The sequence below is a fragment of the Candidatus Eremiobacterota bacterium genome (assembly GCA_031082125.1).
GTDB lineage: Bacteria > Vulcanimicrobiota > CADAWZ01 > CADAWZ01 > Ess09-12 > Ess09-12.
On sequence record JAVHLM010000001.1, the window covers coordinates 21210 to 47429 of the forward strand.

19 protein-coding genes are annotated in these 26220 nt (G+C 56.1%); 9 read left to right on the forward strand and 10 right to left on the reverse strand.

Going from position 1 to position 26220, the window contains the following annotated elements:
- Positions 1-109 precede the first annotated feature (109 nt).
- Together RDV48_00080 and RDV48_00085 are read left to right on the forward strand one after the other, a co-directional pair.
- On the forward strand, positions 110-1684 hold the full coding sequence (locus RDV48_00080) for a bifunctional UDP-sugar hydrolase/5'-nucleotidase (protein MDQ7821164.1): 1575 nt from the start codon (positions 110-112) through the stop codon (positions 1682-1684).
- Positions 1674-3146 carry a phosphodiester glycosidase family protein gene (locus tag RDV48_00085; GenBank protein MDQ7821165.1) on the forward strand — a complete coding sequence of 491 codons (1473 nt, stop codon included), beginning with the start codon at positions 1674-1676 and terminating at the stop codon, positions 3144-3146. The genes RDV48_00080 and RDV48_00085 overlap by 11 nt, the downstream gene beginning before the upstream one ends.
- Positions 3147-3400: 254 nt before the next feature.
- Here RDV48_00085 and RDV48_00090 read toward each other — a convergent pair whose 3' ends face one another.
- Entirely contained in the window at positions 3401-3586 is a 186-nt protein-coding gene (locus RDV48_00090; protein ID MDQ7821166.1) for a hypothetical protein, read from the reverse strand.
- A gap of 269 nt (positions 3587-3855) precedes the next feature.
- On the opposite strand from RDV48_00090, the gene RDV48_00095 reads away from it, so the two are divergent.
- On the forward strand, positions 3856-6129 hold the full coding sequence (locus RDV48_00095; protein ID MDQ7821167.1) for an Orn/Lys/Arg decarboxylase N-terminal domain-containing protein: 2274 nt from the start codon (positions 3856-3858) through the stop codon (positions 6127-6129).
- Positions 6130-6262: 133 nt separating this feature from the next.
- Here the strand turns inward: RDV48_00095 and RDV48_00100 are convergent, their stop codons facing one another.
- Positions 6263-6673 carry an ankyrin repeat domain-containing protein gene (locus tag RDV48_00100; GenBank protein MDQ7821168.1) on the reverse strand — a complete coding sequence of 137 codons (411 nt, stop codon included), beginning with the start codon at positions 6671-6673 and terminating at the stop codon, positions 6263-6265.
- A 265-nt stretch (positions 6674-6938) separates the two neighbouring features.
- On the opposite strand from RDV48_00100, the gene RDV48_00105 reads away from it, so the two are divergent.
- Positions 6939-7118, forward strand: a complete 180-nt coding sequence (locus tag RDV48_00105; protein MDQ7821169.1) for a hypothetical protein — start codon at positions 6939-6941, stop codon at positions 7116-7118.
- Positions 7119-7280: 162 nt separating this feature from the next.
- On the opposite strand, the gene RDV48_00110 is transcribed toward RDV48_00105, so the two are convergent.
- From RDV48_00110 to RDV48_00130, 5 genes are all read right to left on the reverse strand, one after another.
- Complete coding sequence (locus tag RDV48_00110) at positions 7281-8177, reverse strand: DUF4349 domain-containing protein (GenBank protein MDQ7821170.1); 897 nt, start codon at positions 8175-8177, stop codon at positions 7281-7283.
- An 84-nt stretch (positions 8178-8261) separates the two neighbouring features.
- Positions 8262-9731, reverse strand: a complete 1470-nt coding sequence (locus tag RDV48_00115; GenBank protein ID MDQ7821171.1) for a GMC family oxidoreductase — start codon at positions 9729-9731, stop codon at positions 8262-8264.
- Entirely contained in the window at positions 9704-10117 is a 414-nt protein-coding gene (locus tag RDV48_00120) for a hypothetical protein (protein ID MDQ7821172.1), read from the reverse strand. Before RDV48_00120 ends, RDV48_00115 begins: the two co-directional genes overlap by 28 nt.
- Positions 10118-10256: 139 nt before the next feature.
- Complete coding sequence (locus RDV48_00125) at positions 10257-11942, reverse strand: DUF885 domain-containing protein (GenBank protein MDQ7821173.1); 1686 nt, start codon at positions 11940-11942, stop codon at positions 10257-10259.
- A gap of 49 nt (positions 11943-11991) precedes the next feature.
- A complete protein-coding gene (locus RDV48_00130; protein ID MDQ7821174.1) occupies positions 11992-13590 on the reverse strand; it encodes a D-aminoacylase in 1599 nt (532 codons plus the stop codon).
- Between the two features lie 148 nt (positions 13591-13738).
- Between RDV48_00130 and RDV48_00135 the strand changes: the two genes are divergently transcribed.
- Positions 13739-14977 (forward strand): C45 family peptidase, encoded by a 1239-nt coding sequence (locus RDV48_00135; GenBank protein MDQ7821175.1) that lies wholly within the window; start codon positions 13739-13741, stop codon positions 14975-14977.
- Between the two features lie 5 nt (positions 14978-14982).
- Here RDV48_00135 and feoB read toward each other — a convergent pair whose 3' ends face one another.
- Positions 14983-17010 carry a ferrous iron transport protein B gene (gene feoB, locus RDV48_00140; GenBank protein MDQ7821176.1) on the reverse strand — a complete coding sequence of 676 codons (2028 nt, stop codon included), beginning with the start codon at positions 17008-17010 and terminating at the stop codon, positions 14983-14985.
- 54 nt (positions 17011-17064) lie between these two features.
- A complete protein-coding gene (locus RDV48_00145; GenBank protein ID MDQ7821177.1) occupies positions 17065-17736 on the reverse strand; it encodes a metal-dependent transcriptional regulator in 672 nt (223 codons plus the stop codon).
- 193 nt (positions 17737-17929) lie between these two features.
- Between RDV48_00145 and RDV48_00150 the strand changes: the two genes are divergently transcribed.
- From RDV48_00150 to glpK, 4 genes are all read left to right on the forward strand, one after another.
- Complete coding sequence (locus RDV48_00150) at positions 17930-19834, forward strand: SpoIIE family protein phosphatase (GenBank protein ID MDQ7821178.1); 1905 nt, start codon at positions 17930-17932, stop codon at positions 19832-19834.
- A gap of 149 nt (positions 19835-19983) precedes the next feature.
- A complete protein-coding gene (locus RDV48_00155; protein MDQ7821179.1) occupies positions 19984-20979 on the forward strand; it encodes a hypothetical protein in 996 nt (331 codons plus the stop codon).
- Positions 20980-21145: 166 nt separating this feature from the next.
- Positions 21146-21874, forward strand: coding sequence for an MIP/aquaporin family protein (locus RDV48_00160; GenBank protein ID MDQ7821180.1), 729 nt, complete (start codon positions 21146-21148; stop codon positions 21872-21874).
- 23 nt (positions 21875-21897) lie between these two features.
- The gene (glpK, locus tag RDV48_00165; protein MDQ7821181.1) at positions 21898-23394 is read left to right on the forward strand and encodes a glycerol kinase GlpK; all 1497 of its coding nucleotides are present in this window, start codon (positions 21898-21900) and stop codon (positions 23392-23394) included.
- Here the strand turns inward: glpK and RDV48_00170 are convergent.
- Positions 23391-26177: a response regulator gene (locus tag RDV48_00170; protein MDQ7821182.1), complete on the reverse strand. Its 2787-nt coding sequence runs from the start codon at positions 26175-26177 to the stop codon at positions 23391-23393. The genes glpK and RDV48_00170 overlap by 4 nt on opposite strands.
- Positions 26178-26220 lie beyond the last annotated feature (43 nt).

A 26220-nucleotide genomic window follows, 5' to 3' on the forward strand; every position in this document is an offset into this window, starting at 1 on the left:
TGTGCTTTAAACTGGGTGTTCCATGGACTATAATAAAGGTAAGCCACTCCCCTGAGGGCACTGCCCGGCTATGGGGGAGTGGAAAATAAACGAGAATGAGCGTGATACCATGAATATTCCCGAAATACCAGCTTCCGCCCACCCTTCCCGCCCCGCTGCAGGCGAGGTCCGGCAGGCCCTGAAAGAGGAGCCTCTCCCTTCCGACTCTTTTGAAGCCGCCTCCGGGGGGCCTGAGGTCAAGCTTACTATTCTCCATACCAATGACTGCCATGGCTATGTTGACGAGCACAAGCCCGAAGGAGACGAGGCCATTACCGGCGGTATTGCCAGGACAGCCAGCGAGATAAAAAAGAAAAGGGCGGAAAACCCCGAGGGGACCATTACCCTCGACGGCGGGGATTTCTTTGACGGCGGCTTTTACAGCAAGTACACGGACGGCAAGATAGTGAGCAATGCGTATCATGAAATCAAGCCCGACGCCATTGCCCTGGGTAACCATGACCTGAGCTGGGGCTCAAAAAAATTCGCTTCCCTGGCGAAAGAAATCGGTTCCCCTGTCGTGGCGGCAAATCTTACCGATCTCACCGAGGAGAAAAGCCTCAGAGCAGTGAAGCCTTACGTGCTTGTTGAGAGAAAAGGTCTGAAAATCGGAATTGTCGGCATCACTTCAAAAATGACTGCGAACAGCTCGCCGGAAAAGGGGAGCGTGAAGATAGAAGAGCCCCTTCCCTCCATCGAAAAATATGTCACCATGCTCAAAAATGACGAGAAGGCCGACATGGTGGTGCTCCTCTCCCACCTTGGCTATGACAAGGACAGGGAAGTCGCAGAATCCGTCAAGGGCATTGACGTCATCGTGGGCTCGCACTCCCACACGGCTATGGAAAAAGGGGAAAAGGTGAAGGATACCCTCATCGTGCAGGCTGGCGGCGAAGGTGATTACCTGGGAGAGGTGGAGCTTGTCTTCAACAGGGAAAAGGGCACCATGGTCTCCTGCGATGCCCGCCTCATGCCTATCACTTCTAAAATTGAAGCCGATCCCCAGGTGGAAAAGATTCTTGCTCCCTACATGGAAAAGTTCCGGCCCCTGAAGGAAAAAGTGCTGGCCCACACCGATGAGGATCTTGCAATGTACGACGAGCGCGTGCTCCCCACAAACCTTACGAATCTTTTCGTGGATGCCCAGAAAAAAGATGCAGACCTTGCCCTTTCAAGCATGTTCTCCCTCAGGGGCGGCATACCGAAAGGCCCCATCACCCTTGGGGATCTCTTCGAGGTCTATCCCTTCGACAACGAGCTTATCCAGGTAAAAACAAACGGCGCCGGTGTGCTTGGCTACCTGGAAACGGCCTTCCGTGACGGTTACAAGGGAAATTACACCCTCTTCTCGGGCCTGACGCTTCAATATGACCGGAGCCTGCCCGAAGGGGAGCGCATCACCACCGTAAATTACGAAGGCAGGGATTATCCCCGGAAAGACTTTGAAAAGCTCACCCTCAGGGTGAACATGGATAATTACACCCACCGGAAATCCTGGTTCAAGACAGGCACGATCCTCAAGAAATACGGGAAGGTCTTTGATGTGCTGAAAGACTACCTTCAGGAGAACAAGTCCTTCAAGAACATCTCGGCGGAAGTCCGCTACCACCCGGTGAAAGACTCACCCGGCAGCAATGGCGGCTAACTCTCCCATGGAGCCCCCCCGCTCTTTCAGCGCTATGCAGAGGCTGCCCGTGGTGCTGGCCCTTTTTATCGCGGGCTTACTCACCTTGAAGACCGGAGTCTGTACCGTGCATTGCGCCGACGCGGTGCAATTCCTTCGGAAAAAAGTGCCTGTGGGAGGCTCTTTCCGTGAAGCCAATGTTCTTGAGGTGAAGCTCTCTGATGCCACGGTGAAGGTGGGCCTTGCCGATGATCTCGTGGGGCACACCGAGGAGCTTAAAAGCATCGCAGAGCGCCATAAGGCCGTCGCCGCCATTAACGGCACCTTCTTTGAGGCATACACCAGCAATCCTATAAAGAATCCCAACCATACCATCATCCATGAGGGCACCATTGTCCACGTGGGTAAAGTAGGCACACTCTGCGGCTTTACCTCATCAAATGAGATGAAAATGGAGAGGGTGAAGTTCACCATTGAGGGCTCGATAAACGGGAGCTATTCCTACCCCAATGGGTGGTTTGCCTACTGGCTCAACAGGTATCCCACGGCAGACACCATCACTATATTTACTCCCAGGTGGGGCTCATCGACGGGCCTCAGTGACGGAGTGCAGGTTGTCGTGTCCGGCGGCGTGGTGAAAAAAGTGGCCCAGGGAGGCTCACAGCTCATCCCCCGCGACGGATTCGTCATCTATTACAAGAACCTGTACCATATTCTCCATCAGAAATTCACGCCGGGCGACCGCGTGGAGTACCGGATATCCCGCAAGGACAGGATGCCCCTGAGCGGGTGGGAGAAAGTCCGGGAGGCCCTCGAGGTGGGACCTCTTCTGCTGAGAAACGGCACCGTGTGCCCCGACCCTGCAGGCGAAGGCTTCTCAGATCCCAAGATTCTCACATTGTCGTGCCAGCGGAGCGCCATGGGGGTGACCTCTGACGGGCGCCTTCTCCTTGTCACGACGGCGGGAACCATAAGGGAGCTCGCAAAAGTCATGAAGGAGCTTGGATGCACCGATGCCATCAACCTGGACGGGGGAGCATCAAGCTCGCTCTGGTACAAAGGCACCTATATCACCCCGCCGGGGAGAAATATCAGCAATGCCCTTCTTGTCTTTGAAGAAAAGCCCCTTGCATTCACTCCGCCAACTCCCCCGGGCCCTTCCGCCACTGCCCCGATGCCTTCCGCCACTGCCCCGATGCCTTCCGCCACTGCCCCGCCGATGTCTGTCTCCCCCACCGCGGCATCGACGGGACCGACGGCTTTCACCTATTCTCCACCGCCATCACCCTCCCGGAGCGTCCCTCAAAGGATCCGCAATGAGCTTGACTTCTCCGATCCTCTGGTAATCATGCTGATTATTGTCATTGTGGCTGCCGTTACTGCAGCAGCGCTTTTTATAGCAAGAGGCCGGGGGCGCCGCAGTAAAGAGGGAGATGCCGGCGGGCAGGACGACGAGCCACCTTCTGACGGCTTCAGTTTCTGACCCGGGCCCCATACTTTCCATCGGCATCAGTTTCCAAGTGCTCTTTCCCGGGAAAAATCGCGGGGCGTCACTGAAACAAAAGGCCCTCATTTCACATATGATGAGAGCCTTTTCTCTTTCAGAACTGAATCAGGAGCTCAGGGAGAGACCTGCCCGTTTTTACGCTCCATGCGACATGACCCCATATCTCACGGTTTATACACCCTTCCAGGCAGGCCTCCGCCTGAGCTCTCAGCTCATTGCCCGGGGCCTGTTCAATGAGATCGGGCTCGGCGCCCCGGTAAAGGCCTCACGGTGCAAAACTGCAGCTGAGGTCCCGACTTTTCAAAAATAGCCCGTGCAATCTGCTTCTGTGCTTTCATCCCGTCAAAGTGCCAGAAAAGAGGGATCCAGATGATGCAGAGTATGTTCACCAGAAGGAGCGATATGACTGTATCCATTTTTGAGTCTCCCTTCCTGACATGTTCGGCCTTGTTTTCTCCAAGGTCATCTGCTGTCAATCGGTTTCATTGATATTACATGGGTACGCCTTATTTTATTCCCCCAACCGGTTGGTTAATAAAATATTTTTACAGGCGGGCAGCGTGCCGCCGGCTCCCGCGGGAAGGGAAAAGGGAGCACCGCAAGGAATGTTCCTGTGGTTCCTTTTTAACCCATAAGAGAGGCAGGCCCAGGTACCATTCACCGGCGGCCCTGTGAGGTATGGCCCATGAAGTGGACAGAAGACTACTCCATTCTCATCATAGATGATCAGCTGAGGGCCCCGACCACCGAGGGCGAGATTCTCCGTGCCATCGTCAGGGAAATCGAGAAGATGGGCGTCACGGTCCTCCAGGCGACAACCATCGAGGACGGGCGCTGGCATTTCATCGCCGAGCCGGGCATATGCTGCATCCTCCTTGACTGGGACATCGGCGACGAGGGCGCCGGGAGCTTTATCAGCTTCGTGCGCGGGAGAAACGGCGCCATACCCCTTTTCATCTTCACGGAAAAGCTCACCGTCAAGGACATACCCCTCGCCGTCATCTCCAGAATCAGCGGCTATATCTGGAAGATGGAGGACACTGCCGATTTTATTGCCGGCCGCATTGACATTGCCATCCAGGAATACTACGACTCCCTGCTGCCCCCTTTTTTCAAGGGCCTCGCCAGATATGTGAAGGAATGCCGCTACTCATGGCACACTCCCGGCCACATGGGAGGCGTGGCATTCCTCAAGTCGCCGTCAGGAAAGATTTTTTTTGACTTTCTCGGGGAGAACGCCTTCAGGAGCGACCTTTCCATATCGGTGCCGGAACTGGGATCACTCCTCGAGCATACGGAAGCCGTGGGAAAAGCCGAAGAGCACGCCGCCCGTGTTTTCGGCGCAGACAGGACCTTCTTCGTGACAAACGGGAATTCCACATCCAACAAGATAGTCATGCATGCCTGTCTCACCGCCGGTGATGTCGTGCTCATCGACCGCAACTGCCACAAGTCAGTCATGCATGGCGTCATCATGACAGGTGCCATCCCCCTTTATCTCATGCCCACCAGGAACGCCTACGGGATAATCGGGCCCATTCACCCCGGGGAGTTCGCCGGGAAGGCCATGGAAAAAAAGCTGAAGACAAGCCCTCTCATTACCAAAGAGCGTAGCGTCACCCACACGGTCATCACCAACTCAACCTACGACGGCATCTGCTACCATGCCGACCAGATAAAGCGGAAGCTTGATGGCCTCACTGAATCCCTTCACTTTGACGAGGCATGGTTCGGTTATGCAAAATTCCATCCCCTCTACCATGGGAGGTTCGGGATGCACGATACGGCGAGAAGCGACGGCAGCCCCGCCGTTTTTGCCACGCAGTCAACGCACAAGGTCCTCGCCTCGCTCTCGCAGGCATCAATGATCCATGTGAGGCACGGGAAAGCTCCCGTCGATTTTGACCGTTTCAACGAAGCCTTTATGATGCACACCTCCACGTCGCCCCAGTACCTCGTCATCGCCTCTCTTGACGTGGCCTCGCGCATGATGGAGGACCAGGGCGGCAGGATCCTTATCGAGGAGACCCTTGAGGAAGCCATCATCTTCAGGAAAAAAATGCTCCTCCTCAAGGATGAGATAGCCCGGGAGCATGGATGGTGGTTTGACCTGTGGCAGCCTTCCTCGGTCAAAACCCGCGGCGGCGCGGTGAAAAGGCTCGAGGAGATCGATGAAAAAGAGCTCATCAGGGAGAGCCGTTACTGGGATGCAGGACCCGGCGATGACTGGCACGGCTTCGGCGGAATGGAGAACGGGTATGCCATGCTCGATCCCATCAAGGTGACAGTCATCACCCCCGGCATTGACCATAAGGGGACCCTTGCGAAAAAGGGAGGGATCCCTGCCGCCCTCGTAAGCCGCTTCCTGAGGAGCAGGGGCATCGTCGTAGAGAAGACAGGCCACTATTCTTTCCTTATCCTTTACACCATAGGGATCACCAAGGGAAAATCAGGGACTCTTCTCTCGAAGCTCCTTGAGTTCAAGAGGCTCTATGACGGCAATGCCCCCCTTTCCGAGGTCTTCCCCGACCTCGTGGAAGCTCACCCTGACTTTTACAGAGGCCTGGGGCTTGCCGATCTCTGCGAGAGAATGCATCACCACCTCAAGGAAGGGAAAATAACGGCCATCATGAGGGATGTCTATGACTCCCTCCCCCCGCAGGTGATGCTTCCTGTCAAAGCTTACGAGCACCTCGTGAAAGGCCGCGTGGAGAAAGTGCCCCTCGGGGATCTGGAAGGCCGGGTCTCAGCCGTGATGGCAGTCCCCTACCCTCCCGGTATTCCCGTCATCATGCCGGGAGAGCAGTTCGGCGGGCAGGCACGGCAGATTATCCCCTTCCTGGCCTCATGCGAGGAGTTTGACAACAGCTTCCCAGGCTTTGAAAACGAGGTCCACGGCGTCACTGTCGAGGAGCACATGGGGAAAAAGCGTTACCTGCTGCCCTGCGTGAAGCGCTGAGAAGGAGAGGTGACCTCTCTCCCGCAGCACTTACCATGCTCCATCTTCATTCCGCCATCCTTTCAGCAGATACATTAAGGCCTCCCGCCGGGTTCAGCAGAGATTCTCATTGTGCTGCCCTGTGACGGCGCGGTTATTCTTTCGCCCCGCAGGATCGCAGAAGGTCGGCAACATCCATATGATTTCCCTTGAGAGCGCAGGTTAAAGGTGTGCCGTGCGGTGATGAAGCATTCACCTCTGCTCCCTGCGAGATGAGATAATCCACCATATCTATGTATCCCTCAGCAGCCGCATAATGGATCAGTCTCCAGTATTTTCGCCTGTCTGAGGCGTTTATGCACTCCGGGTGCTGTGCAAGAAGCGCTTTGAGATCATCAATGTTGCCATATTCTATCGCCCTGACCGCGTCATGAAAGAAAGCAATCCTTTTTGTTTCATAGAGCTCGGCATAGAATGAGCCTATGATTCCGGCGATAATCAACAAGGCAAAAAAACCGTATATGGGCTGCTGCAGCACGATTTTTATCAAGTCATCCAGACTCATTGAAGCATGTCCCCCCGGGTGCACCCTTCAGCCTTGAGTCAATTGTAACAAAAAGGAATCCACAAGGCAAGGAGGCTGACAGGAGGTGGGGCTCCATGAGCATCGGCGGAGACACCATCTCCGGCCTCCTGGGAGAAATTCGACAAGGCCTTCCCGTGCTTCGAAAATGAAGTCCACGGCGTCACTGTCGAGGTACACAGGAGGAAAAAGCGTTACCTGTGACCGGGAAGGATCTTTTCTCCGCGATGACAAAGAAGGCACTGTCATGGTCTGGCAGGATCTCTTTTTTGACAGGATTTTCACCCGGGCTGAGCTCTCGGATGCCCTGGCCTCCCTCTTCGCGATAAGGCAGGGGGAGCTCCACATCAGGGGAGAAGGCTCGCCTGAGCCACTCATGATTGATATTGAAGCCTGTGACAGCTCCGAGAATATGGAGCTTGAGTGACGGTGACGCCTTTTGAAGCCCTTCCGGAGGAAGAGTCCCTGCGAAGCACTGCCTGCAACACCCCCCATGAAGAGGTTCAATAAGCTGTTTATCAATCTGTGCATTGTGCGCAGCACCTTCTCATCGACCGGGAGAATTCCCCCGGGCTCCTGATTCCAGCAGTCACTCCTTTGACTGCTCGGAGGAATCTGGCTTCTTCTTTTTCGGGAACAGGACCCCCCTTAATATCCCGAGCCCCCTGAAGAACAGCAGGGCAAGCACAAAAAATGGAATGAGAATGACAAGAAAGATTACGACATCCGCAAGGAATTTCACCAGGTATTTCAGCGTCGTGAAAGCGCTTTCCGCGGTCTTTCCGAAGTTCCAGAAGGAGCGCGGCGCTTCAATGCGGCTCTGCGTCAGAGAAATGTTGACGGTGGCCATGTCCGCGCTGCTCTTGAGAAACTTGAGCCTTCCCTCAAGGGCTTCAATATCACCGCGGACTCGGCCGAGCTCACGCCTTACCTTGAGCATGTCGTCAACGGACTGCGCCGCCTTGAACATCTCCTGGTATTTCGCCTCTTCAAGCTTCATGTTCGTGAAGCGGGCCGAGCTGTCAACATATTCCTCCGTGACATCCTGGCCTGTCTTCTGCTGGGAGAGCATCTCTCCCACCTGTGAGACCTTGTCCACAAAGGGAGTGAGGCTGCCCGACGGAACTCTTACCGCCATGCGCGCCGTCCTGTACTTTTCGTCTCCCCTGCTCACCGAGGAGGAGACAAGATATCCTTTTGACTCCTTCACCATGGCATCAAGGGTTTTGAAAGCCGCATCGACATCTTTTACTTCCAGGGAGAGCTCGACGGTATAGACGATCATCCGCCCGCCGGCCTCTTCGCGGCCCTCTCCCGCTTTCTGCTTATCCATTTCCCGGGCCTGCTCATCCTGAACGGAAACGGCCGTTTTTTTCTCGGACTGCAAGGGCGGCGCCGGCGCGCCGGGCTGGTATTCTTTCGACTGGGAACAGCCGGCGAGGAGAGTCACCAGCACAAGAAGAGCAATGATAATTGTCTTGTTCACAGAATCTCACTCCTTTCGCGGTCAGAAAATATGCCCCGGCATCGGTTAAGGACACCGGCCGGGGAAGCTTCGCTCAGGCGATCCCTAGCCCAGCATTTTCAAAGCGTTCCTCCTGGCTACGGCCATCACGGTGGCCTGAGGGTTCACCCCCGTGGCGTCGGGGAGAATGCTCGCGTCGTTGAGCCAGATGTTCTGATAGCCATGGAGCTTTCCGAAAGAGTCTACGACGCAGCGGCTCCTGTCTTCTCCCATGGGGCATGAGCTGAAGATATGGATGGTCGAGACCGTCATTTTTGCGTGGGGAAGGCCCTGCCTGAGAAGTTCCAGGTCCTCGAGCTTCCTGAAGGGCCGCATGCCAAGGACAGGGCTCAGGATCTCCAGGGCGCCCACCGTGAAAAGAAGCTTGCCCAGAAGGTAAAGACCCTCTCCCAGCTGTTTCAGATCTTTCTCATTGAGAGGATATGACACAAAGGCCTCGTTGAATCCCGGCACATTCTTCACCGAGCCCCTCGCATTCCCTTTGACCAGCACATAAAAAAGGGTCATGGTGCGCCATTCCCTGAGTCTGCCCATGCGGTCCTCCACGTCTTCACCCATCCACATCGCAAGGTGAGGAAGGGTGCTCACCGAGCAGCCAAGGGTCATCGCGGGCTTGAACTCCACGACCTGCTGCACCGGCACCCCGTATGAGGCGCACTCGTTGATCTCTTCATTGAAGCGGGCGGGCATTCTCACCATGGGGTGAAGCACAAAGGACTTTCCCACGAGGCCTCCGATGCCGCTCCTCTGGAGGAGCACCGGAGTCTGCGAAGGCCCCCCGCAGACCACCACGTTCTTGAAATCGATACGCACTTTCTCCCTTCGGCCGTCACCGCTCTTCTCTATTCCCACTGCCGAGACGGCCCGGTTTCCCGACATTATGAGCTTTTCTATCCAGAGGTCGGCCTCAAGACGGCACCCTGAAGCCAGGGCCTTCGGGACCATCGTCTCGGTGATGGACTGGCGGATGCCGGTATTTTCAAGGCCCGCATTCTCAGGGTAACGCCAGAAGCGCTTCACCTCGTCGGAGGCCCACCCCAGGGCGGCGGCGCCTTCCTTGATCCTTCGCGATGCCGCATCCAGGCCGTAGGGAATCGGCGAGACGGTAAAATCCTTGTCAATCTCCCTGAAGTGGGGCTCCAGGGCTCCGTAGGAGAATTCTTCTATTTTGAAGTCTTTCCGCCACTCTTCAATGGTGCATTCCATGGGAAGGTGGCAGAGGGCGGCGTTAATCTCGCTTCCTCCGCCCACGCAGCGGCCCTCGATATAAGTGACCTTCGTCTTGCCGAAGGAAGGGGTGAGGCCGCTGTTGCGGTATTTCTGATCCATCTCGAGAAGGGAATAGGCCTCTGCCGAGTCAAGGCGGTAATTGCCCCCTTCCTCGGCCATCAGCACGTCCCGGCCTCCCCCGGCGAGGAGGGCAGCCGTCGTGGCACCGCCCGGGCCCGAGCCGACGACCAGGTATTCACACTCCATCCTCTTTTCACTCATGCTGAAGCCACGCTCTTCCCGCATCCTCTGTGCTCCTCGAGATAGGAGAAATAGACAAAGGTGCTCATCTTTTCATAAAAATCAACGAAGTTTCCGAAAAAGCTCACAGGAAAGCTCCGCCATTTCCTTATCTGCCTGGTGCGCCGGGCCAGGGACTGGCTGTGGAATGGCTTCACAGCGAAGAAAAAGCCTGCCGCGTCAAAGAATACCGTGGCCATCATCATGGGATAGCCAAGGAAATGGGGCATCATGACAAGCCTTTTCATAATGATAGCTGCGGTGGCATCAAGTGTTTCGCTGTCCGGCGGTGACTCCTCGCCCGTCAATCCTGTCACCACTGTTGCGACAAGCGAAGAGACAGCCCTGGAAAGGCCCGGCACCCTGTAGGAAAAAACCGGGTCACTGCTCATAATGACTCACCTGGCTCTCTTTCATTCGTCAGTCTCTCCCTGTAATGACGCAAATTGCACTCCCGGGTATATTATACGCCAGCGGCACCATTTCCTACCGGGAAGCTTCCTGGCACGTCATTGAAAGGCCCGTTCAGCACTATGCCTCGCACCTGAAGAGGACTTCCGTCTCGGTGCGCTTCTCGAGGGCCCTGTCAAGGAGGGTCCTGTTGTCAAGCATGATCCATTCCAGGATGGAAACGGGAAGGCTCCCGTAAGAGAGGAGCCTGTCGTGAAACTCCCCCAGCCTGAAAGTGTCGCCATCCTTGTCGCGGCAGCGCCCAAGGAGCCCCATGAGCTGGTACTTCCCGGTGGTGTAAGTTATTTTCTGCAGAGGCCTCGTGGCCGCCCCGGCGGCCTCTCCCTCGGCAGCCTCCCTGTCGAGGCCTCCCGCCGCGGCGAAGTGCTCTACGGCCTCATCAAGGCTCCAGGTGCCCGTGTGAAGGTTTACATCGACCTCTATCCGTGCCGCCCTGTACCTCGACAGGCGGAGCACCTGACCCTCGCCTGCCGAGTGATGCTCATAAAGCCCTGTCCTCATCAGCATCTCCTCGGTATAGAGGGCCCACCCCTCGACAAAGACACCGTCGTGGTGATGCTTCCTTATCTCATTTGCTTGTGCGTAGGCCCGCGATATCTGGAGAAAATGGCCGGGAATCCCCTCGTGGGCCAGGATGGGCCTGGGCTCCTCGATGGCGGCCCTTATGTAAAAGTTGGGAGAGTCGGGGGAATAGGAGGGAATGAAGTAAAAGCCCGAGGTATCGCTGTCATAGAGGCCGGGCGGGTTCATGAATCCTCCCGGCGACGTGGGCCTGAAGGGGGCGGGAAGCTCCCTTATGTAAAAGGACCCCAGGGACTCGGGAAGGGTGACAAGCCTTTTCTTCTTCAGGTGCTCGATAATCTCTCCCTGGCGGCTCTCATAGACCTTCAGAAACTCCTGCTGCGTGGCGGGAATCCTGGGGCTCCTCGATGGATCAGGGTTGGCTTTCCCCGGGTCGTCGAGCCACGACTCAAGGGCCCGGGCCCTCACGAGCTCGGCCTTCGCAAGGCTTATGAGCTCGTCAGCATCGTAGGGCAGAAGGAGGGAATGGGAGAGGAGAAAGTTGTAATTGTCCCTTCCCATGGGCTTGAATTCCTGGGCGCCGGGAAGGGGCCCTTCCAGCCATTCGCCAAAGTCCTTGAGGGCCTCAAGGGCCTTGTCCCTTTTTTCCTCGAGGTTCCTGCGCTCCTCGGCGGGCAGGTCGCAGGCTATAGCCATGAGGCTCTCGGTGAAAAGGGGCTTAAGAGCCCTGGCCGAAGACGCGGCAAGCTTCATGAAGAGCTTCACAGGCTTTGTAAGGTTCTTCTTCGCCTGCTCAATGAGCTCGGGCATGGCCGCCATACGCTTCGCGGCAGCCTTCGCGCGGACCGCCGCAGGGGCGTAGTCCTTTTTCAGCAGGGAAAAAATGGCATTGGAGCACTCGTTGACATAGACCTGCGGGTTTGTTGAGGACTCATCGAGGAGTATATCATGGTAATAGGCCCCTTCCACCTGCGCCCTGAAGAGGAGCCAGTCGATATAGTCATCCTTCTCCCAGCCCTCAGGCTTGATGGAGAGCACATCGTCAAGGGTTGCCTCCAGATAGGAGCGCTGCCTCGAGAGAGCGCCGGGGGAATAGTTTGTAAGCCTGTCATCCCAGGTATGGAGGCCAAGGTATGACGACGAAACGGGGAATGTCTCAGCCTGCCAGAGGTAATAATCCTTTGCGATGATCTGCAGGGTCTGCGGTGTGCTGTCAATAGACATTTTTCTATCCTTCCTCCAATAAGATTCAGCCCGCGCGGGATGGCGCTCCCTAGCCTCTTTTACGCAGCATCCTTCCCGGCTTCTCCCCCGTCGGTCTCCCCTTTGATGCCGCTATCTTTCCGTTGACGATGACTGCCTCGATGCCCTCGGGGAAAAGCCTGGGCTCCTTTATTGCGGCTCTTTCCCTCACTTCATCGAGACGGAAGATGGCAATGTCGGCAAAATATCCTTTCGAAAGCCTGCCCCTTCCCTTGAGGCCGAACTTCTCCGCAGGCCTGGAGGTCATATGCCTCACCGCTTCAGGGAGGGTGAGGACCTGCCTCCGGCACACGAAATCCTCAAGGACCCTGGCAAAGGTCCCGTAGGTTCTCGGGTGGGGCTTTCCACCGTAAAGGCCGTCACTTCCCCACATATGAAGAGGGTGACGTGCTATCTCGTCAACATTCTCCTGGTTCATGCCATTGACAAGCATCGCTGCCGATCCTCCCTCGTCCTGGAGGAGTTTCAGGATGACATCGACAGGACTTTCTCCAGAGGCCTCGGCAATATCACCCAGAGGCATGCCCTCGTAGCGCTCGTTGAGACCGGAGCTCCCGCCGGAAAACAGTATTGCCTTCCAGAGGCCGTCAAAGCCCAGCGCAGTGGCATAATTCTCCGTGCCCGGCGACTCGTTCATGATCTCGCGCTTTATGCGTTCCCTCACGGCGCTGTCGGCAAGGAGACTCACGAGGTCCGCTCCGTCGCTCAGAATACCGGGCGGGAGCAGGGCGGCAAGGATGGTGCTTCCATAGGTGTAGGGGTAACTGTCAAAGGAGACATCCACTCCCTCCTCACGGGCATGCTCAATGACCATGAGGGCTTTCTCGGCCTTGTGCCAGTTGTGGGCGCCGTATGCCTTGAGGTGGGATATCTCAATGGACACGCCTGACTCTCTTGCGATGGTAAGGGCTTCCTCAATCGACTCGATGAGGAAATTGGCCTCGCTCCTGATATGTATGGAGAAGACGCCGCCGCGGCGGGCTACAGCCTTGCAAAGCGCCGTGAGCTCATCTGTCTTCGCGTAAAACGCCGGGGGATAGGCCAGGCCCGTGGAGAGCCCCGCAGCTCCTGCATCCATCGCTTCCTCAACGCCGGCACGCATCGCATCGAGGTGCTCCCCCGAGGGAGGTGCATTCTCAAGACCCATCACCTTTCTCCTGAGGGAGCCATGGGCTGTCAGTGACGCAACGTTTACTGCCGTGCCCTGCTCCTCGAGAGCGTCCATGTATTCTGGAAGGGACGTGCCGATGAAAGGGACCTCGTAGTTTCCCAGGACACCCTCGAGATATTCCCTCAGGGCCTTCGAGTCGGCGGCGCGGGCAGGCACGAGGGAAAGACCGCAGTTCCCTACCACCTCGGTGGTCACTCCCTGCATGAGCTTGGGGAGGGAGAGGCCGTCGGAGAGAAGGTGAAGATCGGCGTGAGAGTGCACATCAATGAATCCCGGCGCCACGACGCAGCCTTCGGCGTCTATCTCAACACCCGCAGCAGCGCCTCCCAGGCTCCCGACTGCCTCGATGCAATCGCCCCCCACGGCAATATCGGCCTTAAAGGGAGGCGTCCCGTCACCGTCGCATACGGTGCCATTTCTGATAAGAAGACTGAACACCTCTGCACCCCTGTTCATTCATGATAGTGGTATAAGTCTTCTCTTCTTCTGCTCCCGTACCCTCTCCGGGGAAGGAGGATGAGGCCCCGGGCAGAAAGAACTTCACATCGACGGGTCCCTCGGGGAGAGAGGCCGGGAAGGAGTCACGATGCTCACGAGAAGAGAGTTTTTAATGAAAGGCCTGGGAAGTGCCGTGCTCATCCCGGGGCTCATAGCGGGCGGGTCGCCCCTTTCAGGAGCTTTTGCCCTTGCGGGAGACCCTGCACCCTCCCATACCCCTCCCACCGAAACAAGCTTCGCCTGCCTCACCACTTCGGGAAAACCTTATGATATTGGCCTTTCTGTCGGAAGGACCTTTGCAGGGGAGATAGGAATGGGGCTTGAGCGGAGGCAGAAATGGCTGATAAGGCTCAGAGACTATGCTGAAGGCCCCGGGAAAAAGAACTATGAGACGATGCTCGGAGCCTCGAAGGAGCATGCCTCGCAGGTCATAGAAGAGCTGAAGGGGTGGGCCTGGGGAAGCGGCGTCGGCTTTGACGATCTCTTCACCGTGAACTGCAATCCTGAGCTGGATGCCTTCATGGAGCGGGACACCGCTGTTCCCCCCGGGGGCTGCTCAACGGTGGTGGTCTGCGATGAAAAGCGCCTCCTCGTAGTCCACAACGAAGATCACAACTTCAATTATGCCGACCTGATGTTCGTGATGAAGGCGGCCCCTGAGAGCGGCAATGATTTCCTCTGCCTCTCCTACCCCGATTTCATGGAAGGGAACGCCCCGGCAGTCAACAGGCACGGCATCGTGCTCACGACGAACTACATAGGCTCACGGGAGGTCAAGGCGGGAATTCCCCGCTATTTCATCCACCGCATGGTGATGGAATCAAAGACAATAGATGAAGCCCTCAATGCAGCGCAGAATCCCCTGCGGGCTTTCGCGAGCCATCATATCGTCGCTTCCCTGAAGGAGAAAAAGGCTTTTTCCATTGAGCTCACGCCCTCTCACGCACAGATAAGAGAGATCAAGGGGCTTTATATCCATACCAACCACCTCATCCTTGACAAAATGAAGGATCTCCCCCAGTTTGACAAGTATGTGAAGCTTTCCTCGATACCTCGCTACAAGTACCTTTCGAAGACCCTCGGCGCGGTGAAAGACCCCGGGGACATTACCCCTGAGCTTGTAGTGAAGGCAATGTCCTCCCATGAGGGAAGACCTTTCAGCGTCTGCCGTCATCATGAGGGGGAAGCAGAGGGAGCCACCGTGGCCTGCGCCGTCTTCTCGTCGGAGCACCATGGAGGCGATAAGCCCTACGGGATGAAGCTTTACAAGAACAACCCCTGCATGGGCAGGGCAACAGACTACAAACTCAAGGCGCAGAAAAGCTGAGAGATTCATCGGATGGCAAAGACACCGGCCATGAGCAGCAGGTGATGGACCAGTCCCACGAAGAGGACCGAGAAGGCCAGCACTGCCCCCAGTATGGCAACTGTCCACCGCAGGCCCAGCTCCCTCTGGATCACGGCAATCGTCGCGAGGCATGGAAGATAGAGGGTGTTGAAGAGCGTAAAGGTGAAAAGCTGCTCCCTGGTCATAATATGGAGGAGATTGTCAATGGAATGCCCTTCCTGGGCCACGGCAAGGGTCACCAGGAATTGCAGCGCAAGCTCCTTGCGGAGTATGGCAAAAAGAAGGGTGAGGCCCGCAAAGGGAGGCAGCCCGAGCCACCCCTCGATGACGGGTGAGAGGGGCCGCGAGAGCTTCCAGATAAAACCGGTCTCATAAAGCCAGCCCAGCACCATGCTTCCGGCTACGACAATAGGCGTGGCAATCCACACGAAATCGGCAAAGCGCACCCATGTCTTTTTGACGACCGTGCCCATGTGGGGGTACCTGAGGGGAAAGACCTCCATGACAAAGCCTTCCGATTCACCGCTCGTGTAGCGGTGCATGAGCATCCCTGCCCCCACCACGATGGCGCCGTCAATGAAAAATATCAAGAGCGCCCATCCCCACCCCAGGAACCTTGACACCGCGCCGATTATCACGGCAGTCCTGGCGCTGCACGATATGAGGACTATCAGAATGATCGCGATGACCCTCTCCCTTTTCGACGTCAGGATCCTTGTGCCGATTACGGCGGGCACGTTGCATCCTATGGCTGCAGCCAGGGGGATGAAAGCCCTCCCATGGAGGCCCACGGCATGGAGGAACCTGTCCACGAGGAATGCCGCAGCGTTCAGATAACCGGTATCTTCAAGGAAAGAGAGAAGGAAATAGAAGATCAGCACATAGGGGATCCCCACGCTCACCGCGGCAAGAAGGCCGTCGTCAAAGCCCCACCTGAGTATCTTTGCCCACAGGGAGGCATGGGCGATCCCGGTAATGACGGCATTGATGGGGGGAGAGAGCCACGCTGACCAGAGGGTGGTAAGGCCGTCAGAAAGGGTGTTCCCGCCCTCAAAAAGGATGAAGACGATAAGGCCGAACACGGCGAAGAGAAGAGGGAAGCCCATGACAGGGTCCGTGGAGAGCTTCCAGAGCATGTTGGCTTTCTTTTTCTTCTGCCTCGCCTGTACCGATGAAGCGATCTCCCCCGCGATGCCATGGCGCTCCCTTATTATCCAGAGAGAGGCGTTCTCGCCATGGATGTCCTGGATCTTTCTCCAGGCATTTCCCAGCAGCAAGAAGACCTCCTCTCTTCCCGGCATGCTCTCAAGGAACTCCAGGAACTGCAGATCCCCTTCAAGAAGGAGAAGGGCGCAGGCCTTGTACGAGAGGGGATAGGGAAACCCTATATGAAGCCTCTCAAGGGCGGCGGCAATACTGTCTATCTCATGCTCAATATCGGTTCCATAATTATGGCGCCGCATGCAGGTTTCCACGGTGCATTCCGGCTTGAGGGCTTCATGCATGAGCTCCTCGATCCCCTGGCCGTATACTGCCGAAGTGGCAATCACCTTCACTCCCGTGTACTTCTCCAGCTTCTTTATGTCGGTCTGAAGACCGCTCTTCTCGGCCACATCGGAGAGGTTGAGGGCGGCAATGACAGGGAAGCCCATATCAACAAGCTGCAGCAGCATGTAGAGATTGCGGGCAAGATTGGTGGAATCCAGCACCATGATGACCGCGTCGAACCTGTTTTCCAGCAGGGTCTGGCGCGCCACGTACTGGTCATCGGAGATACATCCGAGAGAATAGATGCCGGGAAGGTCAATAATGCCTGCAGAGACATCGCCTATGCGGGTGCTTCCCAGGTTGAGCTCCACGGTTTTTCCAGGGTAATTGGCGGTCATCACGCCAAGGCCCGTGAGATGGTTGAAGATCGTGGATTTTCCCACGTTGGGATTTCCTGCAAGGGCCACCAGGCAGCTTGTCTTCTCCCTGAGGGCGCTGATTTCTTTAAGAGTATTGTCAGTCAATGTATTCCACCGGAGGCAGAAGCGGTGCTTCTCCCGCTATCCTTTGCCGTGTTTTCAGGCGCCTGCCTTTTCTTCAATCTTCCTTACCCAGATGTTGTCGGCTATCTCTTTTCCCAGGGCATAGCATGCCCCTCCTATCTTCACAAGGAAAGCACCGTTAAAAGGCGCCACCTGGTCTATGTGAATCCTTGCATGGGGTATAAGGCCCAGCGTGGCGAGGTACTGGAGGAGGCCCGGCGAGTGCTCGGCCACTTTCATGACCTCCGCTGAATCATCGGAGGAGAGCTCCGAGAGCTTCAGGTGCTTTTCCTGCTTTATGATTCCATGCCTGTCAGGGATGGGATGGCCATGAGGGCAATAGGCCGGGTGCTTAAGGAACTCCTCGAGGGCATCGGCCACACGGTCGGACAGGATGTGCTCAAACCTGCAGGCGTCTTCATGGACCTCATCCCAGGGGATGCCGAGGACGTCCACAAGAAACTTCTCCGCGAGCCGGTGCTTCCTTATGATGTCGATGGCCCGCATGTTCCCCTCTGTGGTCAGGGTGATTTCTTTTTTCCTGTCCTGGCTTGCAAGGCCCTCCTTGATGAGCTTCCTCACCTTTTCACATACCGCTCCAGGTGAAAGCCTGAGGTCTGTGGCAAGCCTCTTCAGCGTCGCCGGAGTGCCTTCATTGCCCAGCTTGTAAAGGGATTCAACATATTCATCGGTGCTCTCTGATTTCATTTTACATGCCTCAAATATTTTTTAGGTTTCCCTAATGGAATTATACTGCATGGTGAAAAAATTGGCAAGAACCCCGGGAATGGCGAATCCATCGGAATAGCCATGATCCGGTAAGGAATTGAGCAGAACTGGCGGGAAAACATGAGCCGGTGAAGCGAGGGGATTTTCATGCTTTATTGAATAGAGTGAAGGTATGAGGAACCTTGGCATTGCCTTCAAGCTCTCCTTCTCCATTCTCCTCTTCACTTCCCTTATTGTGATGGGGATATTCATAATCAGCTTCATCTACTCGTGGATCCTTCTGCAGATGGAACTCATAGATGTCGCAAAATACAGCACATCAGCATGTCTCTATAAAATGGAGTCCGAGCTTCTTCCCATCGAGAGAACGACCCAGAGCCTCGCTTCTTTTCTTGAGCACTCCCGCCCTGACAGCCCTCAGGTCAGGGACCTCCTGAAAACCGCTGCCGGGAGCTCAGGGGCGATTACGGGCTTTGCCGTCGCATCAGGGAACGGCAGAGCAGGTGCGGGCAGCTTTGTCAGTTACGGCAAAGACCGGTCCCGCTTCGCCGAAAGCAAAGAGAGCCCTGAAAAGCTCTCCCGGGAGGAATGGTACAGGATGCCCCGGGAGCGGGGCACACCCTCCTGGAGCGAGCCCTACGGCTCCCCCGGGGGCAGAGCCGTCATGGCCACCTATTCGGTGCCTTTTTACCTCACCATGAAAGGCACAAGGCAGTTCGAGGGAGTCGCTGCCGCCGAAGTTTCACTCGCCCCTCTCCAGGAGATTATTTCCTCCATGAAGGCAGGAGGCAACAGCTACAGTTTTCTCATTTCAGGCAAAGGCACATTCATTTTCCATCCCGATGAGAGGCTGGCGATGAAAGAGTCGCTGTTCTCCCTTCCCGAGGAGCTCTCATCTCCAGAGCTGAGCGATCTTGGAAGAGATATGCTCAGGGAGGCCTCTGAAAAACCCCGGGGCTTTTTTGATTCTCACACAAAGCAATACGCAAGCCTTATGTATGCCCCCCTGGGCTCCACGGGATGGTCCCTGGGCATGGTGTTCAATAACAGGGAGCTTATGAGCAGGATCCTTGAGCTGGCCCGGAAAGTATTCACACTGTTCTTTGCAGGATGCGCTCTACTGCTCGTGGTGACCATTCTCGTAGCCCGCACCATCACAAAGCCTCTCCGCGTGCTTGCCCAGAGGACCGGTGAGGTTGCCAGGGGGAACCTGGACTTTGAGCTTGTTCCCCTTGCCTCCAAGGACGAGGTGGGCCAGCTCACCGATCGCTTTATCTCCATGCGCGACAGCCTCAAGAATTACATAAAAGAGCTTACCGAGACCACGGCGGCCAAGGAGAGGATGGAAAGCGAGCTCAAGGTGGCCCACGAGATCCAGATGGGCATGCTTCCCAAAAAATTCCCCCCTTTCCCCGAGAGGCCGGAATGTGACATTTACGCCTTCATGAAGCCTGCCAGGGCCGTGGGCGGAGACTTTTTTGACTTTTTCTTCATCGACGGGAGCCACCTTCTTATGGTAATAGGCGACGTGGCGGGAAAGGGAGTCCCCGCTGCGCTCCTCATGGCCAAGGTGTGCACTTTCATAAGGACCATTGCCTATGAATGCCGCGATCCCCAGGTCATCCTCGACAGGGTGAACAAGGAAATCTCCATTGACAACGATTCATGCATGTTTGTCACGATCTTCTGCGCCCTGCTGGATGTAAGAAGCGGGGAAATGATCTATTCAAACGGCGGCCATAACAAGCCCCTTCTGGTCAGGGAATCCGGCGAGGTGGGCTTCCTCGGGGGAGCAGGCTGCGAGGCCGTGGGAATTGATGAAGACGCCGCTTTCAGGAATGAGGCCATTACCTTCAAGAGGAATGACCGGCTTGTATTGTACACTGACGGCGTGACAGAGGCTTTCAATGTGTCGGCAGAGCTCTATTCCAATGACAGGCTTTGCAAGATTGTAAAGGACCACTTCAGCGCAGGTTCAATGTATCTTGTCCAGGCTGTCGCGCAGGATGTGCAGGCCTTTGCGGGAAAGGCGGAACAGTCTGATGACATCACCGTCATGGTGCTCCAGTATAACTGAGCCTTACCCCGCCCTCCCGGCACCTTGAGAGTCGCCTGATTGTCCCCCATGATTCTTGCTCCTCAGAGAGCTTTCTGGTATAATTCTTTATATGCCGGAGGGGAAATATCACAGCCTCTCCTTGGTCAGCACAGGTGAGGAGGCTCTCGATGGCGGAGGGTGAAAGGGTAAAGAAACGTCACCAGGTGGCACTTTTTGCCATAGGCACCCTGCTTCTCTTTGTGGTGGCAATGCTCCCCTTTATCCTCTCGAGCGCCTTTGAGGACATCCTGGGCTCTCCTCAGGGCCATATATTCACCATACCTTCTACTGAGGCAGCAGCCGAATCGCCCGAGCACTTCCACGTGCGCATCGACATCGCTTCCATTGACGAGCTCGAGCAGGTCCTGATTCTGCGGGTCTCCATCAGGCGGGATTTCCTCAAGAAGCCAGAATGGAACGGGAGGGTCGTGCTTTTTTCCATTCTCAACATTTCGGCGCAGGGCGACCTTCCCCCCTCTGCTTATGCGGACTTCCCCAGCAACGAGTTCTGCTCTTCACAGACCATACAGCTCCCCGTCCGCGGGCAGCCTTTGCGCTATCCTTTCGATTCCTATGACTTCGATCTTGGCATACTGATGCAGGGTGTTTACCCCGACGGAACAATTGAAACGGCAACGGCCGACCAGGTAAAGGGCCGTGTCTACGTGCAGCTCAGCGAGCACCTGGCGCGCCTGAGCATGAAAAAGCCCCTCGATATCGATCCTCAGAAGGTCAGCGGCCCAAGCGAGCGCTGCAGATACCTTTACGTGGAGAGAATATCGCTCCACCGCCCCCTCTACCTCAAGGTCCTCTCGGTGCTCCTCGTGCTCCTCGTGGCTGCGGCGGCCTCCTATGCCGTGTTCATGAGACCCCTCAGTGAATTGATCGTGAACTCCGGCGCCCTTGTGCTGGGCGTGTGGGGCATCAGGTCCATTCTCGTATCGGGAGCCACCTATTTCGTTACGGCAGTGGACCTTGCGCTGATGGCTGTCATCCTTTTTCTCCTTGTAGCCATCAGCGTGCGGACCTTCCAGTTCTTCAAGGAGAAGTGCGGGGTGAGCCTGCCATGGTGGGAGAGCAAAAGGGAGTGCCTGCCGCCTTCGGGGGAACATGAAGAGCTGTAATAATATGACGGCCCTTCTCAGGCCTGAAGCACCTGAAAGGAGACCTGAAGCCAGATAAAAGGTGCTCACGTCACCCCCGGCGAATTTTCCATGCTCGGCTGGTTTCCAGGAGCGGCACTCTGACAGGCCGGCCATTCAGCACTAATCGCGCCAGGAGGAGAACCCTATGAGCAGCCCCTTTACCGGCGAGTTTATCGGGACCATGATCCTTATCATTTTCGGCGACGGTGTCGTCGCCAACTGCCTGCTGAAAAAATCCAAGGCGGAGAACGCCGGCTGGATGGTGATTGTCACCGGGTGGGCCATGGGCGTCATCATGGGCATCTTCGCCGCCCAGGCCACAGGCTCGGTGCAGGCCGACATCAACCCCGCAGTCACGCTCGCCAAGATGTTCAACGGCTTGTATGATCCCGGTACCGCCCTTCTCACCATGCTCGCTCAGATCGCCGGCGCCTTTGCCGGCGGGTGCTTTGTCTGGCTTTATTTCCTCCCCCACTGGGAGGTCACCGAGGACCAGGGAGCAAAGCTCTCCGTATTCTGCACGACCCCCGCGATAAGAAAGCTTCCCCTTAACCTCATCTGCGAGACCATGGGCACCATTCTGCTGGTCTTCCTGGTATTCGCAATCTTTTCAAAGCCCGTGGGAACCCTGGCGGCCGGCTTCGGCCCCTACATGGTGGGCATGCTTGTCTGGGGCATCGGCCTCTCCCTTGGAGGCCCGACAGGATATGCCATAAATCCCGCAAGAGACCTTGGCCCGCGCCTTGCCCATGCAGTGCTCCCCATCGCGGGGAAGGGCACCTCCGACTGGGGCTACTCGTGGGTCCCCGTAGTGGGGCCCCTCGTCGGGGCCTCGATAGCCTTCGGCCTTGCAAGGCTCCTGGGACTGCTCTGAAACTTTTCAAGGAGGCACCACAGATGGCAGGACATTATATTCTCTCCCTTGACCAGGGAACTACAAGCTCGAGGGCTATCGTGTTCGATGGGAACGCTCTCCCCGTAGCCTCGGCCCAGAAGGAGTTCACCCAGATATTCCCAAAGCCGGGGTGGGTGGAGCACAACGCAGAGGAGATCTGGAGCACCCAGCTGGGCGTCGCCGCAGAGGCCGTGGCCCAGGCAGGAATTGAGCCCCGTGACATCGCCGCAATAGGGATAACCAACCAGCGCGAGACCACGGTGATATGGGATAAAGAGACCGGGAAGCCAATCCACAACGCCATAGTATGGCAGTGCAGGAGAACGGCCGATATCTGCGACAGCCTCAAGTCCCAGAACCTCGCCGGTATTTTCAAGCACAAGACGGGGCTCGTGATAGACGCCTACTTCTCGGGGACCAAGGCAAAATGGCTCCTGGACACCATTGAAGGGGCAAGGGCTCGGGCCGAGAGAGGGGAGCTCCTCTTCGGCACCATTGATACATGGCTCCTCTGGAAGCTCTCGGGGGGGAAACTCCATGTAACCGATTACTCCAATGCCTCCCGGACCCTCATGTACAACATCAGGACAAAAAAGTGGGATGAGGAGATCCTCTCGATACTGGGCGTTCCCGTTGCCATGCTCCCTGAAGTGCGGCCGTCAAGCGAGGTGTACGGCACTACATCCCCTTCGGTCTTTTTCGGCACTTCCATCCCCCTCGCAGGCGATGCCGGCGATCAGCAGGCAGCCCTCTTCGGGCAGGCATGCTTTCAGCCGGGAATGGCAAAAAACACTTACGGCACTGGCTGCTTTATGCTTCTTAACACGGGGCAGGAGCTCTATGACTCGCAGTCAGGCCTCCTCACCACCATTGCGTGGGGCCTTGACGGGGTGGTGGAGTATGCCCTGGAAGGGAGCATATTCATTGCCGGGGCCGCCATACAGTGGCTCAGGGATGCGATGAAGATGATAGACACCGCAGCGGACTCCGAGTTTTATGCGGGGAAAGTCAGGGACTCAGAGGGAGTCTATGTGGTGCCCGCCTTTGTGGGCCTTGGCGCCCCCTACTGGGATATGAAGGCCCGGGGAGCCGTCCTGGGGCTCACGAGAGGCACAGGAAAAGAGCATATCGTAAGGGCAACCCTCGAGTCCCTGGCATACCAGACAAGGGATGTGCTGGGAGCCATGGAGGCCGACTCAGGCATCACGCTGAAGGCCCTCAAGGTTGACGGGGGAGCCGTGGGAAACAACCTGCTCATGCAGTTCCAGTCCGACATCCTCGGAGTTCCCGTTGAGCGCCCCAGGCTCACGGAGACAACGGCGCTTGGCGCGGCGTACCTTGCAGGCCTCGCAGTAGGGCTCTGGAAAAACCGCGAAGAGCTCGCGGCGCACTGGAAGCTTGACAGGCGCTTTGAGCCCGCCATGGAGCCTGATATGCGCGAGAGGCTCTACAAAGGCTGGAAGAAGGCCGTGGAAAGGGCAAGCAGCTGGGAAGACTAAGAAGAGCCGGTGGAGATCATTTTCAGCCACTTTTCCATCATGGCCCGCAATTTCTCTATATCGACAGGCTTTGAGAGGAAATCGTTCATCCCCGCCTCGATACAGCGCTTTTCATCCTCTATCATCGCCGATGCCGTGAGGGCGATGATGGGAATATCGCTGTGCAGTTCCCTGCGGATCATCTCTGTCGCCTCAATACCGCTCATCACCGGCATCTGCACGTCCATAAGGATCAGGTCATAGGTACCTTCCCTGAGTTTGTCAACGACCTCCCGGCCGTTTTCCACGGCGTCAAAGGCACATCCAAGCTTTTTCAGGGCAAGGGTGACGAATTTGCGGCTTACGGCATTATCCTCGGCGATGAGGAACCTGAGGCCGCTCGAAGCCTGAGCAGGTTTCTCCGCTCTTGGCAGCGCCACTTCCAAGAGTGGCGAGGCCAGCACTCTTTTCAGAGCTCTCGCAAGCTCCAGCCTGAGCACAGGCTTTGCAAGGCTCGCATCAAAATCCTCCATTGCCGCCTTGTCAATGACTGTTTCCGCAGAGAGGGCAACAAGCCTGATCTGGCTGAGCGCCGGCAGCTCCCTTACTTTCCTGGCAAACTCGAAACCGTTCATCTCCGGCATCATGATGTCGGTAATGACCACCTCGGGGAGCACCTCCGTCATCTCAAGCCAGCCGAGAACCTCATGGGGGGACGATGAGGAGAGAAGCACTTCCATCTGAAAGCTCCTGCAGAGGTCAACGATCACTTTGCGGGCATTCGCATAATCGTCCAGGACCGCCACTTTATGCCCTTTGAGAAAGGATATCAGGTCAGCGGCAAGGTTCTTTATTGACGCTGAAGAGGAAAGCTCCAGGTCGAGCGTGAAGACGAACTCGCTGCCTTCGCCCACAGTGGAGCGCACCTCGATATGGCCCCCCATCATCTCGATAAAAGCCTTGGTAATAGCCAAGCCAAGGCCCGTTCCGCCGTACTTTCTTGTCGTTGAGCTGTCAACCTGCACAAAGAGATCGAAGATCCGGTCCATCTTGTCGGGAGGAATCCCGATTCCCGTGTCATGGACTGACACCTTTACCATGGCCCTTTTCTTCTCTCCCTGCATGGGCTGCTGGGGCTCCACGGCAATCCTCACCGATATTTCACCCCGCTCAGTGAACTTGAGGGAGTTGCTCAGCAGGTTGAAAAGAATCTGGTATATCCTTGTGGGATCGCCTACGAAAAAGCGCGGTGCCTCGTCGTCATAGACATAGAAGATTTCTATGATGCTGCTCTTTATCCTGGGCCTTATTATCTTCAGGACATTCTCCACGACAAGCTCCAGGTTGAAATCAATATGCTCAAGGTGAATCTCCCGGGCCTCTATCTTGGAGACGTCCAGGATGTCATTGATAAGGGAGAGGAGCACCTCGCTGCTCTTCTTGATGGTATTCACATAATCGACCTGGGCGGTATCGAGGACAGTCTCCTTGAGAAGGGAGGCAAAGCCTATCACGGCATTGAGAGGTGTCCTTATCTCGTGGGACATGTTGGCCAGGAACTGGCTTTTTGCCCGGCTCGCGAGCTCAGCATCCTCCTTGGCCTTGCGCAGGGTCTCCTCCACTTTTTTTCTCTCGCTTATATCGACGGCCACGAAGATCATCCCGTAGATCCTTCCATAACTCGTCTTTATGACAGAGCCCGAGAAGATGACGGGGATCCTTTCCCCGTATCTTGTAATGAGGCTTTTCTCGATATTCTTTATGGAGCCTGCCCTCTTCATCTCGTCTCTTACGCTTAAGAAATCGCCGAAATCCCCGCCGATGACCCTGCTGATATGCTCTCTCTTGAGATCATCCTCCTTATAGCCCAGCAGGCTCCAGGTGGCGCTGCTCACCATGGTTATCTTTCCCTCGTTGTCGGTCACAATAAGGATGTCATTCACCGAGTGGATGATATTTTCCATGTACTCTGAGGATATTTCAAGGTCCTCATAGAGCTTCTGCAGCTCATAAATGAGCTGCCTGTTCTTGAAGTTCAGGTTCTGGCTCCGCCATGCCCTTATAAGGACGTCATAAATGTCTTCCGGGTTCGCGGGCTTGATAAGGTAATCACAGGCCCCCTCCTTCATAAGCCTGATTGCCTCTTTCACCACCGGCTTAGAAGTGATGGGGATAAAGGTATAAGCGGGGTTGAGAGCTTTCAGGCTGATGAGAAACTCAGTGGCATCGGTCTTGTTGAGGTCGATGTCATATACAATCGTGGTAATCCAGGATTCCTTCTGGAGGACCTGGATGGCTTCATCGGAGGAGCAGGCGATTGTTGCCTGGATGCCTTCCCCGGCAAGAAGATCCTTTATCTGGCCGAAGGCGCTCTCGCAGGGCTCAACGAAAAGAACGCCGGGCTTCTTGCTTTTTTCAATAATTCTCTTCTCTATATCTTTCCGTTTCAGCACACTCCTTACCACGACCCTCACATGGTCGGGCTCAACCGGCTTGAGGATATAATCATAGGCGCCCAGGCCTATGGTGGCCGTTGCCGAATCCATGGTGGCGTAGCCTGTAAGGATAATCACATAGAGGGATCCGTTAATCTCATTGAGTCTTCTCAGCACGTCAACACCGCTCATGTCAGGGAGCTTCAGGTCCAGAAAGACCACATCATAGGGATGCTCAGCTGCCTTGCCGATGCCCTCGGTGCCGTGTGTTGCCGATTCGACGGAATAGCCTTCCTTTGTCAGGATATCCCGCAGGGACCTTATGATATTCTCTTCATTGTCTATGATGAGAATTCTTAACTGTTCCATATGGCATTTAATTTTCTCTGTCGCCTTCTTATCACCTTCAAGG

Bases quoted from the DNA above. Each gene is read 5' to 3' on its own strand.
- RDV48_00080 (MDQ7821164.1), top strand. From the start codon at position 110: ATGAATATTCCCGAAATACCAGCTTCCGCCCACCCTTCCCGCCCCGCT.
- RDV48_00085 (MDQ7821165.1), top strand. From the start codon at position 1,674: ATGGCGGCTAACTCTCCCATGGAGCCCCCCCGCTCTTTCAGCGCTATG.
- RDV48_00090 (MDQ7821166.1), bottom strand. From the start codon at position 3,586: ATGGATACAGTCATATCGCTCCTTCTGGTGAACATACTCTGCATCATC.
- RDV48_00095 (MDQ7821167.1), top strand. From the start codon at position 3,856: ATGAAGTGGACAGAAGACTACTCCATTCTCATCATAGATGATCAGCTG.
- RDV48_00100 (MDQ7821168.1), bottom strand. From the start codon at position 6,673: ATGAGTCTGGATGACTTGATAAAAATCGTGCTGCAGCAGCCCATATAC.
- RDV48_00105 (MDQ7821169.1), top strand. From the start codon at position 6,939: ATGGTCTGGCAGGATCTCTTTTTTGACAGGATTTTCACCCGGGCTGAG.
- RDV48_00115 (MDQ7821171.1), bottom strand. From the start codon at position 9,731: ATGCGGGAAGAGCGTGGCTTCAGCATGAGTGAAAAGAGGATGGAGTGT.
- RDV48_00120 (MDQ7821172.1), bottom strand. From the start codon at position 10,117: ATGAGCAGTGACCCGGTTTTTTCCTACAGGGTGCCGGGCCTTTCCAGG.
- RDV48_00125 (MDQ7821173.1), bottom strand. From the start codon at position 11,942: ATGTCTATTGACAGCACACCGCAGACCCTGCAGATCATCGCAAAGGAT.
- RDV48_00135 (MDQ7821175.1), top strand. From the start codon at position 13,739: ATGCTCACGAGAAGAGAGTTTTTAATGAAAGGCCTGGGAAGTGCCGTG.
- RDV48_00145 (MDQ7821177.1), bottom strand. From the start codon at position 17,736: ATGAAATCAGAGAGCACCGATGAATATGTTGAATCCCTTTACAAGCTG.
- RDV48_00150 (MDQ7821178.1), top strand. From the start codon at position 17,930: ATGAGGAACCTTGGCATTGCCTTCAAGCTCTCCTTCTCCATTCTCCTC.
- RDV48_00155 (MDQ7821179.1), top strand. From the start codon at position 19,984: ATGGCGGAGGGTGAAAGGGTAAAGAAACGTCACCAGGTGGCACTTTTT.
- RDV48_00160 (MDQ7821180.1), top strand. From the start codon at position 21,146: ATGAGCAGCCCCTTTACCGGCGAGTTTATCGGGACCATGATCCTTATC.
- glpK (MDQ7821181.1), top strand. From the start codon at position 21,898: ATGGCAGGACATTATATTCTCTCCCTTGACCAGGGAACTACAAGCTCG.
- RDV48_00170 (MDQ7821182.1), bottom strand. From the start codon at position 26,177: ATGGAACAGTTAAGAATTCTCATCATAGACAATGAAGAGAATATCATA.